The 15,962-nt window shown below is 66.6% G+C and carries 17 protein-coding genes; 9 read left to right on the plus strand and 8 right to left on the minus strand.

The window, feature by feature from the left end; translation table 11 throughout:
• Positions 1-198 precede the first annotated feature (198 nt).
• Entirely contained in the window at positions 199-672 is a 474-nt protein-coding gene (locus NP3_RS00255; protein WP_063036533.1) for a DUF4254 domain-containing protein, read from the plus strand.
• 15 nt (positions 673-687) lie between these two features.
• Here the strand turns inward: NP3_RS00255 and NP3_RS00260 are convergent, their stop codons facing one another.
• A complete protein-coding gene (locus NP3_RS00260) occupies positions 688-2,070 on the minus strand; it encodes a cystathionine beta-synthase (protein ID WP_063036535.1) in 1,383 nt (460 codons plus the stop codon).
• A gap of 94 nt (positions 2,071-2,164) precedes the next feature.
• On the opposite strand from NP3_RS00260, the gene NP3_RS00265 reads away from it, so the two are divergent.
• The 3 genes from NP3_RS00265 (at position 2,165) to NP3_RS00275 (ending at position 5,139) form a co-directional block, all read left to right on the plus strand.
• Positions 2,165-2,638: a hypothetical protein gene (locus NP3_RS00265; protein ID WP_063036537.1), complete on the plus strand. Its 474-nt coding sequence runs from the start codon at positions 2,165-2,167 to the stop codon at positions 2,636-2,638.
• A gap of 320 nt (positions 2,639-2,958) precedes the next feature.
• Entirely contained in the window at positions 2,959-3,849 is an 891-nt protein-coding gene (locus NP3_RS00270; RefSeq protein WP_063036560.1) for an SGNH/GDSL hydrolase family protein, read from the plus strand.
• 69 nt (positions 3,850-3,918) lie between these two features.
• The gene (locus tag NP3_RS00275; protein ID WP_063036539.1) at positions 3,919-5,139 is read left to right on the plus strand and encodes an acetyl-CoA C-acetyltransferase; all 1,221 of its coding nucleotides are present in this window, start codon (positions 3,919-3,921) and stop codon (positions 5,137-5,139) included.
• 114 nt (positions 5,140-5,253) lie between these two features.
• On the opposite strand, the gene NP3_RS00280 is transcribed toward NP3_RS00275, so the two are convergent.
• Together NP3_RS00280 and NP3_RS00285 are read right to left on the minus strand one after the other, a co-directional pair.
• Positions 5,254-6,099 carry a Bax inhibitor-1/YccA family protein gene (locus tag NP3_RS00280; RefSeq protein ID WP_063036562.1) on the minus strand — a complete coding sequence of 282 codons (846 nt, stop codon included), beginning with the start codon at positions 6,097-6,099 and terminating at the stop codon, positions 5,254-5,256.
• A gap of 159 nt (positions 6,100-6,258) precedes the next feature.
• Complete coding sequence (locus tag NP3_RS00285; protein ID WP_063036541.1) at positions 6,259-7,407, minus strand: methyltransferase; 1,149 nt, start codon at positions 7,405-7,407, stop codon at positions 6,259-6,261.
• A 128-nt stretch (positions 7,408-7,535) separates the two neighbouring features.
• Between NP3_RS00285 and NP3_RS00290 the strand changes: the two genes are divergently transcribed.
• From NP3_RS00290 to NP3_RS00305, 4 genes are all read left to right on the plus strand, one after another.
• Positions 7,536-8,114, plus strand: a complete 579-nt coding sequence (locus NP3_RS00290; protein WP_063036543.1) for an AMIN-like domain-containing (lipo)protein — start codon at positions 7,536-7,538, stop codon at positions 8,112-8,114.
• A 64-nt stretch (positions 8,115-8,178) separates the two neighbouring features.
• Entirely contained in the window at positions 8,179-8,583 is a 405-nt protein-coding gene (locus NP3_RS00295; RefSeq protein ID WP_063036545.1) for a DUF6153 family protein, read from the plus strand.
• A gap of 84 nt (positions 8,584-8,667) precedes the next feature.
• Positions 8,668-9,321 (plus strand): DUF305 domain-containing protein, encoded by a 654-nt coding sequence (locus NP3_RS00300; RefSeq protein ID WP_063036547.1) that lies wholly within the window; start codon positions 8,668-8,670, stop codon positions 9,319-9,321.
• A 218-nt stretch (positions 9,322-9,539) separates the two neighbouring features.
• A complete protein-coding gene (locus NP3_RS00305) occupies positions 9,540-10,082 on the plus strand; it encodes an Rv2240c family protein (protein ID WP_063036549.1) in 543 nt (180 codons plus the stop codon).
• A gap of 296 nt (positions 10,083-10,378) precedes the next feature.
• On the opposite strand, the gene NP3_RS00310 is transcribed toward NP3_RS00305, so the two are convergent.
• Together NP3_RS00310 and NP3_RS00315 are read right to left on the minus strand one after the other, a co-directional pair.
• Positions 10,379-10,711 (minus strand): hypothetical protein, encoded by a 333-nt coding sequence (locus tag NP3_RS00310; RefSeq protein ID WP_063036551.1) that lies wholly within the window; start codon positions 10,709-10,711, stop codon positions 10,379-10,381.
• 140 nt (positions 10,712-10,851) lie between these two features.
• Positions 10,852-11,796, minus strand: coding sequence for a GlxA family transcriptional regulator (locus NP3_RS00315; protein WP_063036564.1), 945 nt, complete (start codon positions 11,794-11,796; stop codon positions 10,852-10,854).
• 178 nt (positions 11,797-11,974) lie between these two features.
• Here NP3_RS00315 and NP3_RS00320 point away from each other — a divergent pair, with 178 nt between their 5' ends.
• Positions 11,975-12,418, plus strand: a complete 444-nt coding sequence (locus NP3_RS00320) for a hypothetical protein (protein WP_063036553.1) — start codon at positions 11,975-11,977, stop codon at positions 12,416-12,418.
• Positions 12,419-12,426: 8 nt separating this feature from the next.
• Here NP3_RS00320 and NP3_RS00325 read toward each other — a convergent pair whose 3' ends face one another.
• The 3 genes from NP3_RS00325 to NP3_RS00335 all read right to left on the minus strand — a co-directional run.
• Positions 12,427-13,467 carry a medium chain dehydrogenase/reductase family protein gene (locus NP3_RS00325; protein WP_063036555.1) on the minus strand — a complete coding sequence of 347 codons (1,041 nt, stop codon included), beginning with the start codon at positions 13,465-13,467 and terminating at the stop codon, positions 12,427-12,429.
• A gap of 98 nt (positions 13,468-13,565) precedes the next feature.
• Complete coding sequence (locus NP3_RS00330; protein WP_063036557.1) at positions 13,566-14,138, minus strand: TetR/AcrR family transcriptional regulator; 573 nt, start codon at positions 14,136-14,138, stop codon at positions 13,566-13,568.
• A 232-nt stretch (positions 14,139-14,370) separates the two neighbouring features.
• A partial coding sequence (locus NP3_RS00335; RefSeq protein ID WP_063036559.1) for an ArnT family glycosyltransferase occupies positions 14,371-15,962 on the minus strand: 1,592 nt, incomplete at its 5' end.

Raw genomic sequence — 15,962 nt, forward strand, 5'->3', positions numbered from 1 at the left:
CCTACTTTCACAACGCGAATTGCACCGTGTAGAGAACATTGTTACTGCCTGTCATCGCTGTGCCATCTTGATGTCACCGAATTGGCAAGGGACGAGGCGCAAGCTTAATCGCATCGAAATGTCCGTGGAGGTACACGATGCACGCGCTCTCATCCGACCCCGCCTGCCGGTTGCTCTCGATCCCGTTGGGAGCCAGCCATGTTCGTGCGTAGTAGCGGCCCGATCATCGAAGGCGCGCGAGCGCTGCCGGATCAACGTGAATTGGTCGCCGCCTTCGGCGGTCATCCGGTCGAGCCGGGACAGGATCATCCGCTCATTCCGCTGGCACACGCGCTCGCCGACCTGCACCGGCAGCGGCACGGCGATCCGCTCGCCACCGCCGGAATCGATTGCCGCCGAGCCGAACTCGTCTCCGCCATCGATACCTGGGTGATCACGCGAGTGCCGCAGCGACGCTCGACCGCACATATCCGCGCCGAATCCATCGGCGCGACAATGGATCGGATGGCCGCCGCCTACGTGCATGCCAGCCACCTATTGCATACCGCCGAGAAGGTCACCGACGATCGCGTGCACGCGGCCTGGTACCGCCTCGCTCTGCTCGCCGATCAATGGAGCGACCTCATTATCGGTGCCGCCCAAGTCAATTCGCACCCCCGCCGATCCGCATGACGGGAACGCGAACGCTCAGATAGAGCCGGTGCTCAGGAATCCGAGCAGATCGTGGCGAGTGATCACACCGACGGGCTTGCCGTCCTCGACCACCATCAACGCATCGGTATCCGACAGCGCCTTGGTCGCGGCCGAAATGGGCTCGCCCGAGCCGATCAGCGGGAATGACGGGCTCATATGCTGGGCGACCGAATCCGTCAGCTGCGCACGGCCTTCGAAGACCGCCGACAGCAGGTCACGCTCGGTCACGCTACCCGCGACCTCGCCCGCCATCACCGGCGGCTCGGCGCCGACGACCGGCATCTGCGAAACCCCGTACTCGCGCAGGATCTCGATCGCATCGCGCAGGGTCTCCGACGGGTGGGTGTGCACCAGATCCGGCAGCGCACCCGACTTGCCGCGCAGCACATCGCCGACCAGCGGCTCAGCTGCGCCGTCCATCCGATCCCGCAGGAAGCCGTAGGAGCTCATCCACTGGTCGTTGAAGATCTTGGACAGGTAGCCACGGCCGCCGTCGGGCAGCAGTACGACCACGATCGCATCCGGATCGCGCCGGGCGACCTCGATGGCCGCGATCACAGCCATACCGCAGGAGCCGCCGACCAGCAGCCCCTCCTCGCGCGCGAGCCTGCGGGTCATATCGAAGGAGTCGGCATCGGAGACGGCGATGATCTCGTCCGGCACGGCCGGGTCATAGGCCGAGGGCCAGAAGTCCTCACCGACGCCCTCGACCAGGTACGGCCGACCGGTGCCGCCGGAGTACACCGACCCCTCGGGATCGGCGCCGACGATCTGCACCTTGCCGCCGGAGACTTCCTTCAGATACCGACCGGCGCCGGTGATGGTGCCGCCGGTACCGACACCGGCCACGAAATGGGTGACCTTGCCGTCGGTATCGCGCCAGATCTCCGGGCCGGTGGTCTCGTAGTGGCTGTCCGGGCCGCCCGGGTTGGAGTACTGGTCCGGCTTCCACGCGCCATCGATCTCGCGGACCAGCCGGTCGGAGACGCTGTAATAGCTGTCCGGGTGGTCCGGGGGCACTGCGGTCGGGCACACCACGACTTCGGCGCCATACGCGCGCAGCACGTTGCGCTTGTCCTCGCTGACCTTGTCCGGGCAGACGAACACGCACTGGTAGCCGCGCTGCTGCGCGACCAGCGCGAGCCCGACACCGGTATTGCCGGAGGTCGGCTCGACAATAGTGCCGCCCGGCCGCAGCGCGCCGGAGGCCTCGGCCGCCTCGATCATCTTCACGGCGATGCGGTCCTTGGAGCTACCGCCCGGATTCAGATATTCGATCTTGGCCGCGACAATGCCTGCATTGGGGCCCACCACCGAGTTCAATCGAACCAGCGGCGTATTGCCGATGAGGTCAACGACGTGATCAGCGATGCGCATGCCCCTATCGTTGCAGAAGGGGTCGGTATCCGTGCGCGCGCGTCCGGCCCGGCAAATCGCACATGACGGCGATCACTTCCCTAGGATCGCAAATATGAAGCAGCCGAACATCGCTCGCGCCGCGACAGTTCTGGCCGGAATGGCAGTGGCCGCCGGAGTCGTCGGGGTTGCCCCCGCACAGGCCGCGACCGTTCAGTTCCCGCAGGTGCCGACGCTGGCGCACGGCGGCCTCTGCTGGACGACCGTCCGCACCTGGGCCGACACCAGTGCGCAGTGGCCGGGCCGGGCCGTTCTCAATGTGCGCGCGGATCCGGCGGTGGGTCTCGGACCCGGCGACTATCCGCTGGCTCCGCTGTGTGAGGTCCGCACCACTGTGGCGTGGCGCAATCTGAACACCGGCGCGACGGGCAGTTACGACAACAACGTGGTCACCGGCCTCTACGGCAGCATTCAGTACGCCCTGTTCCAGGACACCGGTCCGGGACGCGTCGAGGTCACCGTCAGCACCGACACGGCGAGTGTCCCCGCGCACGGGTGGTTCGACGTTCCCGGCGACCCGCCCGCCTGAGCCGCGCCACGAGTTCGCGGCCTGGCTGCACCACAGGGGCGCGCCGACCGGAACTGCGCTGCCGATGCGGAACCCGGGTGTGGCAGCTCATCTTGTGTTGCCTCCGAACGCAACAACTGATTTCGTATGTACATGGGTAACTCACCGGGTACGCCCAAAACTTGGGCACACCCTCAACCGCCGGCCCGGCGTGAAACAGTCGTCGCACCCAACGACCGGCCGAAGGTCCGGGGAGGCGGGGGAGCCACGCCCAGAAGCTGTGGTGTACCGAACCGCCGGCCCGGAACGCAACTACCGTGACTCCCAACGACCGGCAAAAGATGCGGGGAGGCGGGGGATTATGGAAGACCGCGGCAGTGACGGGTGCCGCAACTGTATTGGCCGGTTCCGGCGCCGGGACCGCATGGTGGGCGACCTATCGGCTGCTCATGGCACAGGCCGGTGTCGCGCGCGGGGTCATCGGGCGTGATACGTCGAAACCGCCCGAAGCCGACGGGATCTACACCGCGGGCTGCCTCGCGCCGCAGCCGTGGCGCACCGGGCTGCATGCCGACGTGCACCTGATGATCTTCGGCGATTCGACCGCGGCCGGAGTCGGCTGCGTATCCCCCGAGGAAGTCCTCGGCGTGCGCATCGCGCGCGGCCTCGCCGAGACCACCGGACAGCGAATCCGGTTGAGTACCAAGGCCATATCCGGTGCGACCTCGAAGGGGCTGGCCGGACAGGTCGACGCGATGTTCGTCGCCGGACCGCCGCCGGATGCCGCGGTCATCCTCATCGGGGCCAACGACGTCACCAAGAAGCACTCCATCCGCGCCTCCGCGCACCGGCTCGCCGCCGCGGTGGCCCGCCTGCGCCGTGCCGACAGCATCGTGGTGGTCGGCACCTGCCCGAATCTCGGCACCGTCGTGGCAATTCCGCAGCCGCTGCGGACGGTGGTCCGTAACTGGAGCATCCGCTTGGCGCGGGCCCAATCGGTCGCGACCACGATGGCCGGTGGCATCCCGGTGGCAATGGGTGACCGGCTCGCCTCGGAGTTCCGTGCCGCACCCGAGCAGCTGTTCTCCGAGGACGGATTCCACCCCTCGGCGGCGGGTTACGAACGGGCGGCCGCGCTGCTGCTCCCGGTCCTGATCGAGGCACTCGAGGAGACGACCCCGGGTTCCCGCCCAACAGGACGCGACGTAGATTCGATTCGAACGCACAAGTAACAAACGGTTCGAAGACCGCGTTTCGGACACCGTCCGGACGCACAATGACCGTCCAACAAAGGAGTCCTCATGCCCGAGGCCGTCATCGTTTCCTATGCTCGCTCGCCGATCGGCCGCGCCGGAAAGGGCTCGCTGGTGAGCATGCGGCCGGATGACCTCGCGGCCCAGATGGTCCGCGCGGCCCTGGACAAGGTTCCCGGCCTCGACCCCACCCAGATCGATGATCTGATCCTGGGCTGCGGCCAGCCCGCCGGTGAGGGCGGTTTCAACATGGCCCGCAACGTGGCCGTGCAACTGGGCTACGACACCCTGCCCGGCGTCACCCTGAACCGCTACTGCTCCTCCTCGCTGCAGACCACCCGGATGGCCTTCCACGCCATCAAGGCCGGTGAGGGCGACGTGTTCATCTCCGCCGGTGTCGAGACCGTGTCGCGGTTCCCGAAGGGCACCGCCGACGGCTGGCCGGACACCCACAACCCGGAGTTCGCCGAGGCCGAGGCCCGCACCGCCAAGCGCGCCGAGGGCGGCGCCGACCTGTGGACCGATCCGCGTGCGGCGGGCATCCTGCCCGACGTCTACATCGCCATGGGCCAGACCGCCGAGAACGTCGCCCAGTACACCGGCATCACCCGTGAAGACCAGGACCATTGGGGCGTGCGCTCACAGAACCGCGCCGAGGAGGCCATCAAGGCCGGGTTCTTCGAACGGGAGATCACCCCGGTGACCCTGCCCGACGGCACCATCGTCACCACCGACGACGGCCCGCGCGCAGGCACAACCTACGAGAAGATCTCGCAGCTCAAGCCGGTGTTCCGCCCGGACGGCACCATTACCGCCGGTAACGCCTGTCCGCTCAACGACGGTGCTGCCGCGCTGGTCGTCATGAGCGACACCAAGGCCAAGGAACTCGGCCTGACCCCGCTGGCGCGCATTGTCGCCACCGGCGTCTCCGGCCTGTCCCCCGAGATCATGGGCCTCGGCCCGATCGAGGCAGTCCGCAAGACCCTGAAGACCGCCAAGATGACCATCGACGACCTCGACCTGTACGAGATCAACGAGGCATTCGCCGTCCAGGTCCTCGGGTCCGCCCGCGAGCTGAACATGGACCTCGACAAGCTGAACGTGTCCGGTGGCGCCATCGCCCTCGGCCACCCGTTCGGCATGACCGGCGCCCGCATCACCGCCACCCTCATCAACAACCTCCAGACCCACGACAAGCAGTTCGGCCTGGAGACCATGTGTGTCGGCGGCGGCCAGGGCATGGCAATGGTCATCGAGCGCCTCAGCTAGTTTCCACGCCGCCGGTCTCGGCATTGCCACCTGAGCCCGATGGTGGTGCTCGATACACACAAAGAACGGCTCCCTTCCCGATCGGGAAGGGAGCCGTTCTCGGTAGCCGAATCGCTAGTCGTTGTTGAAGTAGCTCAGCAGGCGCAGGATTTCGATGTAGAGCCAGACCAGGGTGACGGTCAGGCCGAGGGCGACGCCCCATGCGGCCTTCTCCGGGGCTTGGGCGCGGATGAGCTGGTCGGCGGCGTCGAAGTCGAGCAGGAAGCTGAAGGCGGCAACCGCGATCACGACCAGGCTGAAGACGATGGCGAGGGGGCCGCCGTCACGCAGGCCGAGGCCGCCGTCGATGAAGAAGCTGGCGATCAGGTTGCCGACGATCAGGACCAAGATGCCGATCATCGCGCCGAAGATCATTCGGGTGAAGCGCGGGGTCACGCGGATCGCACCGGTCTTGTAGACCACGAGCATGCCCGCGAAGACGCCGAAGGTGCCGAGCACCGCCTGCGCGATCATGGCACTGCCGCCGACGCCGCCGAATTCGATATTGGTGAACATGAACGACAGCGCGCCGATGAACAGACCCTCGAAGACCGCGTACGAGAGCACGACGACCGGGTTGTCCATCTTCCTGGCAAAGGTCGCGACCAGCACCAGCACGAAGCCGATCAGACCGCCGCCGATGACGAACAGCGGCGCCAGCGAGGTGTTCGCGTTGGTCAGGCCGTAGGAGATGATCGCCGACAGCGCGAGCACACCGAGGGTGATCGCGGTCTTGGTGACCACATCGTCGATGGTCATGGCCCGGGTGGCCGGGGCCTGCTGATACTGGGGGTACTGCGGGTACTGACCGGCCTGCTGGGTCATCTGGCCCGCGCCCGCCACCCCTGATCCGAAGTTGGCATAGCCACTGCCCTCTTGCCGAGGAAGTTGACGAAAAACCGGATTGCTAGTGGTGCGCACCGTCGATGCCTTTCTGGAGTCGTGGTCCACGTCGCCGTGGCCGTCAGTCCCGAGCCGTCTCATGCGAGCCGGTCGCTCGATATCCAACTAGGTTGTCCAACGTGTATCGACCCGGCCGAGTTCCCGAGCGACCCTTCGGTACGGACAATTCGGACTCTACTACCGCTGAACGTCGCGCAGTCCACGCACGGATCGCGTCACCGTGAATTTCCGATTGCGACCGATCACCTCGGTCTGCCCGACCATCCGCTGGACCACGCCGCGATAGTTCAGATGTGAGTTGTAAACCGTCCACAGTTCACCACCGGGACGCAGCACCCGACCGGTTTCGGCGAACATCTTGATCGCCGATCCGGTGTGCACGGCGGCGCCGACATGGAACGGCGGATTGCACAGCACCAGATCGGCGCTGTTGTCGGCGGCGGAGGACATGGCGTCGTCGCGCACCACGGTCACCCGATCGGCGACCTCGTTGACCACCGCGGTCGCCCGCGCCGACGCCACCGCGGCGGCCGACTGATCGGTGCCGACCACCCGGATGCCGGGCCGGGCCTTGGCCAGCGCGACCGCCAGAATGCCGGTACCGCAACCGAGATCGATGGCATCGCGGGCATCGGGCTTCATCCACTTGAAGTGCTGCAACAGGAATCGGGTTCCGATATCCAATTTGGCGCCGGAGAACGCGGCGCCGTGCGCGACGACGTCGATATCGATATCGTCGATCCGCTCGCGCACCGGAAACGGCGGCGCGGCAACCGGTTTCGGCCCGCTCACCAATAGCGCGCGGGACTTCTGCCGACCCCGGCTCGCGCGCACCTGCGAGAACGATTCGGCCAGTACATCGTTCATGGACTTGGTCAGATATTTGTCGCGCCCGCCCGCGAATACGGTCACCTCGGGATCCGCGTAGCGGGCGATGGCATCGGCGACCTCGGTCAGTCCGGCGAGCATGCGCGGTAGTCGCAGCAGCACGACCTCGGCGTCGGCGAGCAATTCTTTGGAAAGCGCGTGTGCGGTATAGCGATCCGCGAGACCGAGCGCGCGGGCATTGCTGGCCAACGCGAGTTCGCCGGTGAGCAGGTCCTGATGGACACGGATATCGCGCAGATCGTGTCCGGCGATCGCGCCGAGGGTGAGCGCCCCGTAGGCGTCGCCGATCACCGCGATCCGGCCGCTGCCAGCGGTATCGATGGCCTCGGCGGCGACGTCGAGAATCAGCCGGTCGGCGGCATCGACGGCGTAGAGGTTCAGCGCCTCCACATCCGGGTACCGCCGCAGCCGGCCAAGTACGTCCTCGACATCTTCCACACCTCAAGTGTGCTAGATCGTTGCCGATGGATCGCGTCCACCCCGCCATGTCTGCGACACTCCGGTGCCAAACACCGGGTCATCGCAAATGCCCGACGGCGGGAACCGCGGCCAATACCATCAGCCACATGCGTAACAGGATGGTGCTGTTGGTCGCCGCCGCGGCGACGGTGCTCGTCGGCTGCGGCGACGGCGGGTCCAGCTCGACCACCACGACCACCGCGCCGACCACGACCGGCACATTCACCGATGCACCCGACACCGCACCGCGCGACGCGGGGCCCAAGCGCGGGACCCCGTCCACCGACGCGGGACTGACCGTGTCCGGCATTCGGATAGGGCACCATGCGGGCTTCGATCGCGTGGTCTACGAACTCGGCGGTGCGGGCACGCCCGGCTGGATCGTGCAGTACACCGAGCAGGCCATCCAGGACGCCAGCGGCAAGGTCGTCGAGGTCGCGGGCCGCTCGATTCTGGAGGTCCAGATCACCGGGTCGGCGTATCCGTTCGACAATGGCGTGACGCCGTATTCGGGTCCTGATCCGGCTACCGATCCCAGTGCGCCGGTGGTCGCGGGGGTGTACCGGAGCGGGGTCTTCGAGGGCACGACCCAATCGTTCATCGGGGTGCATACCGATCGTCCGGCCTTCGAGGTCAGCACCCTGACCAATCCCACTCGGCTGGTCATCGATATCGCGAATACCTAGCCGGTGCCCGATACGGCCAGGGGGTATCAACGTGCGACGCCCGAGCGCTCTCTAGAATGACGCTGTGGTCGAACCGCAGCCGCCTTCGCGCACCACCGGACTCGTCCGGGTGCTCGGCGTATTGGTGCTGCTCGCAGGCATTGTCGCCATGCACGCCGGAGTTTTCGCGGTCGCTCCCGCCCATGACCACCACACGATGGCGACCATGGCACTGCCCGTCGACCACAATGCTGCCGCCGAACCGGACTGCACCGATGACGGTTGCGGCCACGCACACGGCGGCATGCACGCCTGCGTCTTCATCCTGACCGCCGTCGCGGTCGCCCTGATGCTCGTACTGCTCTACTGGATCACCCTCGATCGACCGGGTGGCGGTACGTCGAAACCGCGCCAGTGGCGGCCGATACGCGAACGCGCACCACCGTGGACCGTGCTGTCCCTGGCCGAATTGTCGATTCTGCGGATCTGACAGACCCCACCGCGCCCGTAACAACGGACGCGGCTGCAACCTGCCCGAAAAACCGTTCATTCGTAATTCCTCAGGAGCACAGACATGTTCAGCACCCGTAGCCGAATCACCGTCGCCATTGCCGCAACGTCCACCGCCGCCGCGCTTTTCGCCGGAGGCTGTGGCAATGACGACTCCATGCCGGGGATGGATCACGGCTCCGCGTCGGTGAGCTCCGGAAAGCCCGCTGCCCGAAGCGATTTCAACGACGCGGACGTGACCTTCCTGCAGATGATGTACCCGCACCACGCGCAGGCGGTCGAGATGGCGCGGCTGGTGCCGAGCCGCACTCGGAACGAGCAGGTGCGCGCGCTCGCCGCGGATATCGAGAAGGCGCAGTCACCGGAGATGGAGCAGATCACCAAGTTGCTGGAGAGCTTCGGTAAGCCCGCGCCCACCAGTTCCGGCCATGGCGGGCACAACATGGAGATGACGACCAGCATGAACATGCCCGGCACGACCACAATGCCCGGCATGATGTCGAACGAGCAGATGAACACGCTGGCAGCGGCTTCCGGCGCCGACTTCGACCGGCAGTGGCTGGAGCTGATGATCGAGCACCACACGGGAGCGATCGCCATGTCGAACACCGAACTCGACGGCGGCGTCAATCCGGACGCGAAGGCTCTCGCCACCGCCGTCGTCGCCGCCCAGCAGGCCGAAATCGGCACCATGCGCGGGTTGCTCGGCCAGCGCTGACACCGCGTCGCGGAGCACACCGGGACCATCGCGTTCCGGTGTGCTCCGCACCGACCACGCGGTTCTGACCAGTGCTTTTTCGGCCGTTCGATATCGGTTGGTCATCGATATCGGTTCGGTCGGCTGACGTCGACGGTCGCGAACAAGTACGGTCGTTACGTCCGGCTTCCTACGCTCCTCCAGCGGCCGGATGTTCGGAGGGGAAGAGGGGAACCGACATGCGACGACTAGAGCGGACGGGCCTCGTCGCCGCGGCGGCAGCGACCGCGGTGGGTGTTCTGACCATCGGCGCGTGCTCGAAACAGATCAACGGCAGCGCGCAGGTCAACCAGACCGAACTGGCCGCATACGCCTCCGAGGTCACAGCGTCGTCGGTGGCCGCATCCTCCTCCCGCGCGGCGGCGGCCGAACGTGCGGCTGGCACCGCCTGCGACACCTTCACCAGCGCGAACAGCAGCTCGATCCGGAGCTTCAACGATTACATCGACGCGAGCAACAACAAGGGCGTCAACGATCCGGAGACCAACGCCAAGGCCAATGACGCCGTCACCGCGCTGCGCAACAACGCCCGGACCATCGACTCGAAGGTGACCTCCGACGTGCCGTTGGCCGTCGCCGGCCCGCTGCGCAGTTACCGCGACGACACCAACGCCCTGGCCGACACGCTCGACCGGCGCGCGCCGACCGATACCCTCAATGCCGCGATCGACAAGTTCAACGCCACCAAGAACGTCGCCGAGGACGCCTGTAAAGCCCACTGACGCAGTCTATTTCGCGTTCCCGTCGGCGCGGTTGACGAACTCGCTCTCGCCGCGCCGACGCACGGGATTCCGCTGCTGCTGCCGCGCGGCGCGGATCAATTCCCACCGCCGCCCGCTGAAAAGCCGGTGCGGCACAGGTGGTTTCGCCGGATCTGATCTCGCCCGAGCACGTCAGGGACGGTGTCGAATCGCTGTTGACCGAGGATGCCGCTCGACGCGCGGCCGCGGCGCTGAGCGACGAAATGCGGCAGATGCCGACGCGGCGATGGTTGCCAAGGTGCAATGTCAGGGATGAATCAAGCGCCGGGCGGGACGGTCGGCTGCCAGGGGGCGGGCTGCTCCGGGGTGCGCGGCTGTGGACGGCGGCCGCGCCGCTCGAAGAGCACGAGGGCGATACCGGTCAGCGAGGCGGCGACGGCGGCGAGCGCGAAGATGAACGCGGTGCCCGGAAAGCCGACCGCCCCGATCACCGCGGCGACGATGGCGACGAGTCCGCCGATGATCAGCAGGACGAACCCGGGCCAATTTCTGGCGTCCGCCAAGGTAATTCCCGGCTGCGGCTCGGTCGCGCGGGCGATATCCGGAGCGTCGTCGAGCGGGGGAATCTCCCACGGCCCTTCCGCTGTCATGGTGGTACCTCACATTTCGCTGTCAGGCTGGGTGCTTATGCCTGATGCCTGATGCCTATAAGGTGCCCCCGATGTGACGATCCGAAACAGGCGGGCGGGCCAGCCGACAGCACGAGCAGACGGATGGCAACCTCATGGAGTCAGCGACTCCGGAAGGCGGTTCGGTAGGTGTGCGGGCTGGTGCCGACCACCCGTTTGAAGCGGTCGCGGAAGGCGGTGGGCGAACCGAACCCGACCTGGGTGGCGATGCGGTCGACCGGATGGTCGGTGGCTTCGAGCAGGTATTGGGCTTGGCGAATGCGGGCGCGGTGCAGCCATTGCAGCGGGGTGGTGCCGGTCTGTTCGCGGAAGCGGCGGTTGAGCGTGCGCGGACTCATACCGGCTCTAGCTGCGACATCTTCGAGGGTGAGGGCGTTCGCGGCGTGCTCCTCCAGCCAGCGCAGCAGCGGTTCCATCGACGCACCCTGCGGGGTCGGCGGCTGGTCGTGCACGATGAATTGCGCCTGTCCCCCTTCGCGTTCCAATGGCACGACCGCGAGTCGGGCGGCATCGGCGGCCACCGCGGAACCGTGATCGCGGCGAATCATGTGCAGGCACAGGTCGATTCCGGCGGCGGCCCCGGCGGAGGTAAGGAATTGTCCGTTGTCGACGTAGAGCACGTCGGGGTCGACATCGATGGCGGGATAGCGGGCGGCGAGGGTCGAGGCGGCGATCCAGTGCGTGGTGGCACGCAGGCCGTCGAGCAGACCGGTGGCGGCGAGGATGAATGCGCCTACGCAGATCGAGGCGATGCGGGTACCGTTGGCCGCCGCCGCGCGCAGTGCCTCGATGACGTCATCCGGGACCGCAACGGTGGGGTCCGCGCAGCCGGGAAGCACGATCGTGTCGGCCTCGGCCAGTGCCTCCAGCCCCCAACGCGCCTTGATGGTGAACAGTTCGGTCTCGACCGTCGGCGTGGCCGCGCAGACGCGAACCCGATAGGCGGGTCGGCCGTCGGGTAGGCGGCTGCGGGTGAAGGATTCGATCGGCGTGGACAAGTCGAAGGGCAGGACCTGGTCCAGCGCGAGAACGGCCACGGTGTGCATGCCGATACCGTAGGTGATCGCGAGGTTCCCGCCAATGGATGTGACCTGCGACATTGCTGATCTTTGCAGTTCAGAGCACCTGGCGAGAATCCGTTGGCATATGGCAATTCCGCCAGTACCCGCACCGCTCGGCAATCATTACCGTCGGCAGCACCGACAAGATGAAGGAGCGCCGCCCGTGACGAAACTTCTACTCTCCCTGCATGTTCTGGCGGCAATTATCGCCATTGGCCCGGTAACGGTGGCGGCCAGCATGTTCCCCGCCACCGTCCGCCAGGTCCAGACCGATCCACATCGCTTGGCCATCGCACGCAACCTGCATCGCATCTGCCGCGTCTACGCCACCATCGGCCTCGCCGTTCCGGTCTTCGGGCTGGCCACCGCGGCAGGCCTCGGTGTCCTCACCGATATTTGGCTCACCGTATCCATTGCCCTGACCGGTGTGGCCGCCGGAATCCTCGCGCTGGCGATCCTGCCCGACCAATCCCGCATCCTCGCCGCCTTGCCGCAGACCATCCCCGCCACCGCCCAATTGGCCATGCTCACCGGCATCTTCAACCTCCTGTGGGCCGTGGTCACCGTCCTGATGATCGTCTGCCCCGGCTCGACGACCGGGGCTTGACCAAAGATTCAGTGCGGCAGTGGGTTTCCGGGCACGAGGACGACTTTTCCGGTGACGGTGCCGGATTCGGCGAGCTCCATCGCGCGGGCGGCCTCGGTCAGCGGAATACGAGCGGCCACCTGCGCACGCAGGCTGCCCGCCGCGGCCAGCGCGAATACCGCGCCGAGATCCGCCGCGATCTCGGCGCGGAACCGGGTGCGGTTGCGCTGGCCCGCCCAGATATTGAAGAAGTGCGCATTCCGCTTGTTGGGCAATAGGTTCCACCAAATCAATCGGCCCACCAGCGCGAGCACCGGGAGGCGCGAGTTGCCCGGATCGTCTTTGGTGGACGCGGTGCCGTAGGAGACCAGCGTGCCGTGCGATGCGAGCAGGCGGAACGAGTCGACGATACCGGGCCCACCGACATGATCGAAGACGGCGTCGACCCCGCCCGGCGCCAGCGCTCTAACCTGTGCCACCACATCGCCGCGGTAGTCGATCGCCTCCGCGCCCAGTGCCGCGACCGCCTCGGCATGCTGTGCGGACGCTGTGCCGATTACCCGGATACCGGCGTGGCGGGCCAGTTGCACCAGCGTCGAGCCGACGCCGCCGTTGGCGCCGTGCACCAGAATGGTCTGACCTGCGCGAACCTTGGCGATGCGATGCAGCATCTGCCATGCGGTAATACCGTTCACGACGAAGGTCTCGGCCGCGGTGGGATCCAGGCCATCGGGCACCGTAACCAGATCCGCGGCGGCCAGCACGATATGACTCGACCAACCGCCGATCTTGGTCAGTGCGGCGACACGTCGGCCGAGCAGTGCCGGATCCACGCCGGGTCCGATCGCGGTCACCGTGCCGACCAGGTCATAGCCGGGCACGAACGGGAAGGGCGGCTGGTCGTAGTACTTCGCCCGGCGCATCTGCTGTTCGGCGAAGGAGACGCCACTGGCCTCGACCGCGATCATGGCCTCACCGTCGGCCGGTGCGGGCAGTTCACGGTGGATAACCTGCAAGCCCGTCGGGTCGACTGGGCCGGGCAGCAGAATCTGGGTTGCCTGGGTGTTCATCGGTTTGCCTTTCGATACAGAGTGAGTGATCGAACAGTCACTCCATGGTTAAAAAGAGTGCCCCCGCAGGGGCAACGGTCGTTTGAAACAACTACTCCTCACGTCGTCGGATCGACGTGCCGAATACCGGCACTCAGCATGCGCGCCCAGTCGGCATCGAGACCATCAAGACCGAGCGTGGTGATGAGATGACAGAGTTGACCGTAGGCGATGAAGCGCTGCACGGCCGCGTCATCGGCACCGGAGCGCGTCTTCGCGAAGGTCGCCACGCGCTCGAGCCCACGACGCACCGCATCGGCGACCTCTGGAATATCGACCGCCGATTGCGCATGCACCTGCAGCAGCAACAGATTTCGATCGGCGATCAACTCCGCATACGCCGCACCCATCTCGTGCAGGATGGCATCGGGTTCGGCACCATCGACCCGCGCGGCACCCGCGGACAGCGCTCGCTCCACCAGCTCGTAGCACCGGTCCAGCGCCGCGATGAACAGCGCGATCTTGCCGGGAAACAGCTTGAATACGTAGGCGGGCGAGATATTCGCCCGCGCCGCAACGGCATTGATGGGCGTCCCGTGGTATCCGGTCTGCGCGAATTCGGCGATCGCGGCATCAACCACCGCATCGCGCCGGATCTCCGACGTAGAAAGGACAACACCGCGTCTGCTCATGTGAGTGACTATACACTCACTCTGCCCGCCGCTGTCAAGTCGCACGTGCCCTCAGAACAGCGCCGCATCCAAATCTGAAGTGGCACAAAGATTTCAACCAGAGCGATGCCATCGGTGGTGCGGCGACACCCCTTTGAATCGGTCTCGGCAATGCTCACCTCGCGCAGCCGATCCGCAGGACACGGGCCGAAACCCGCCGACCCATGGGCGCGGCGGGTTCCGGCGGGGACCCTCAGTTCGGTGTCGCGGCCAGGTCGTAGACCGCGACATTGCCGATGTGGACTGCCTGGTAGTGCGCGGCGACCCAGTCGCCGATGTCCTTGTGACCGATGGGTCGCCACGGCTCGTCTTCCGGGGCCGGGGTCGCGGCATCGCCCTGGTTGCGCACGCGCCAGGAATCGGGCAGTTGCACTTCCTGTGCCAGGTAATAGCGGACCTGGTGGGTGCGGACCAGTTCCTGGAACTGATCGAGGGTGGGCACCGGATCCTCGGAGGTGAAGCCGCCGATCGCGATAACCGCTGTGCGGCTGGCCAATTCGAGGGTGGCCGCGGTCGAGGAACGGTCCACGGCCGCCGACCAGCGGGTCGTGGTGTCGCTCAGCATGTTCACCACTTGCGGCTCCGCGAAGTTGCCGCCCATGATCCGGCCCACCTGGGATTGCTGTTGGGAATCGGGCTTGCGCGCCTTGGCCGGGCCGACCGTCGGGCCGCCGCCGGTATGCGACTGCGGTAGCGTTACCACCGCATATGCCGTCGAACCAGCCAGACCGGCGATGACGCCCGCGATAACCAGCACGGAGGTCACCCGGTCCCGCACGCGACGTCGCCCGGCCACCGGAAGCGATGCGATGAGCAGACCGACCGCCGCGAGCACCGAGAGCACGATGATCGTCCAGCGCAGCCACGGCTGCCAATCCGAATTCCGCTGCAGGACAACGAATGCCCAGACACCGGCGGTAAGAATGAGTGCGGCGGAGCCGATTCGACCGAATGCGACGGCGCGGCGACGCCACATCTCGTGCACACCGAGTGCGAACATTCCCGCAACGGCGGGACCGATCGCCAAGGTGTAGTAGGCGTGCATGCCGCCCTTCATGGTCGAGAAGGCGATGCCGTCGATGATCAGCCACAGGCCGAAGGTCAGTGCCGCGCCACGAACCAGATCGGTGCGTGGTGCGCGCCACCGGGATGCCAGCACCAAGACGAAGGCGAGGATCGCCGCGGGCAGCAACCAGGAGATCTCGTAGCCGATTTCGCCGGTGAACAGCCGGTCCGGACCCGAACCGAACCCGCCGAAGCCCTGTGCGCCTCCGGCATTGTGCGGCATTTCGTAGCCCGGTGGCAGCTCGAAGCGGTTGCCGCCCTTGTGGTTGCGGCCGAGGAAGCGGGCGAAGCCGTTGTAGCCGAGCACCAGATCCATGAAGGTGTTATTCGTGGATCCGGCCAGATACGGCCGCGAGGATTCCGGCCACAGGATGGTCAGCACCACGTACCAGCCGGAGGAGAGGACCAGCGCGCCCGCCGCGGCCAGCAGATGCCACAGCCGCGTACGCAGCTTGGTCGGCGCGACGATCAGGTAGGCGATGCCCAATGCGGGCAGAACCATCAATCCCTCGAGCATCTTCGCCAGGAATGCGAAGCCGAGCGCGACACCGGCGAGCATCAGCCACCGCACACTCGCCTGCCGCAGTGCTCGGATCGTGCAGTAAGCGCCCGCCGTCATCAGCAGGACCATCACCGCGTCGGGATTGTTGAACCGGAACATCAACGCCACCACCGGCGTCACCGCGAAGACGGCACCGGCGAGCAGCCCCGCGCCGCGGC

The organism is Nocardia pseudovaccinii NBRC 100343, assembly GCF_001613225.1.
GTDB lineage: Bacteria > Actinomycetota > Actinomycetes > Mycobacteriales > Mycobacteriaceae > Nocardia > Nocardia pseudovaccinii.

What these genes read in the sequence shown, in the direction of transcription:
- NP3_RS00255 (WP_063036533.1), top strand. Translation starts at nt 199, where the DNA reads ATGTTCGTGCGTAGTAGCGGCCCGATCATCGAAGGCGCGCGAGCGCTG.
- NP3_RS00260 (WP_063036535.1), bottom strand. Translation starts at nt 2,070, where the DNA reads ATGCGCATCGCTGATCACGTCGTTGACCTCATCGGCAATACGCCGCTG.
- NP3_RS00265 (WP_063036537.1), top strand. Translation starts at nt 2,165, where the DNA reads ATGAAGCAGCCGAACATCGCTCGCGCCGCGACAGTTCTGGCCGGAATG.
- NP3_RS00270 (WP_063036560.1), top strand. Translation starts at nt 2,959, where the DNA reads ATGCGGGGAGGCGGGGGATTATGGAAGACCGCGGCAGTGACGGGTGCC.
- NP3_RS00275 (WP_063036539.1), top strand. Translation starts at nt 3,919, where the DNA reads ATGCCCGAGGCCGTCATCGTTTCCTATGCTCGCTCGCCGATCGGCCGC.
- NP3_RS00290 (WP_063036543.1), top strand. Translation starts at nt 7,536, where the DNA reads ATGCGTAACAGGATGGTGCTGTTGGTCGCCGCCGCGGCGACGGTGCTC.
- NP3_RS00300 (WP_063036547.1), top strand. Translation starts at nt 8,668, where the DNA reads ATGTTCAGCACCCGTAGCCGAATCACCGTCGCCATTGCCGCAACGTCC.
- NP3_RS00305 (WP_063036549.1), top strand. Translation starts at nt 9,540, where the DNA reads ATGCGACGACTAGAGCGGACGGGCCTCGTCGCCGCGGCGGCAGCGACC.
- NP3_RS00310 (WP_063036551.1), bottom strand. Translation starts at nt 10,711, where the DNA reads ATGACAGCGGAAGGGCCGTGGGAGATTCCCCCGCTCGACGACGCTCCG.
- NP3_RS00315 (WP_063036564.1), bottom strand. Translation starts at nt 11,796, where the DNA reads ATGCACACCGTGGCCGTTCTCGCGCTGGACCAGGTCCTGCCCTTCGAC.
- NP3_RS00325 (WP_063036555.1), bottom strand. Translation starts at nt 13,467, where the DNA reads ATGAACACCCAGGCAACCCAGATTCTGCTGCCCGGCCCAGTCGACCCG.
- NP3_RS00330 (WP_063036557.1), bottom strand. Translation starts at nt 14,138, where the DNA reads ATGAGCAGACGCGGTGTTGTCCTTTCTACGTCGGAGATCCGGCGCGAT.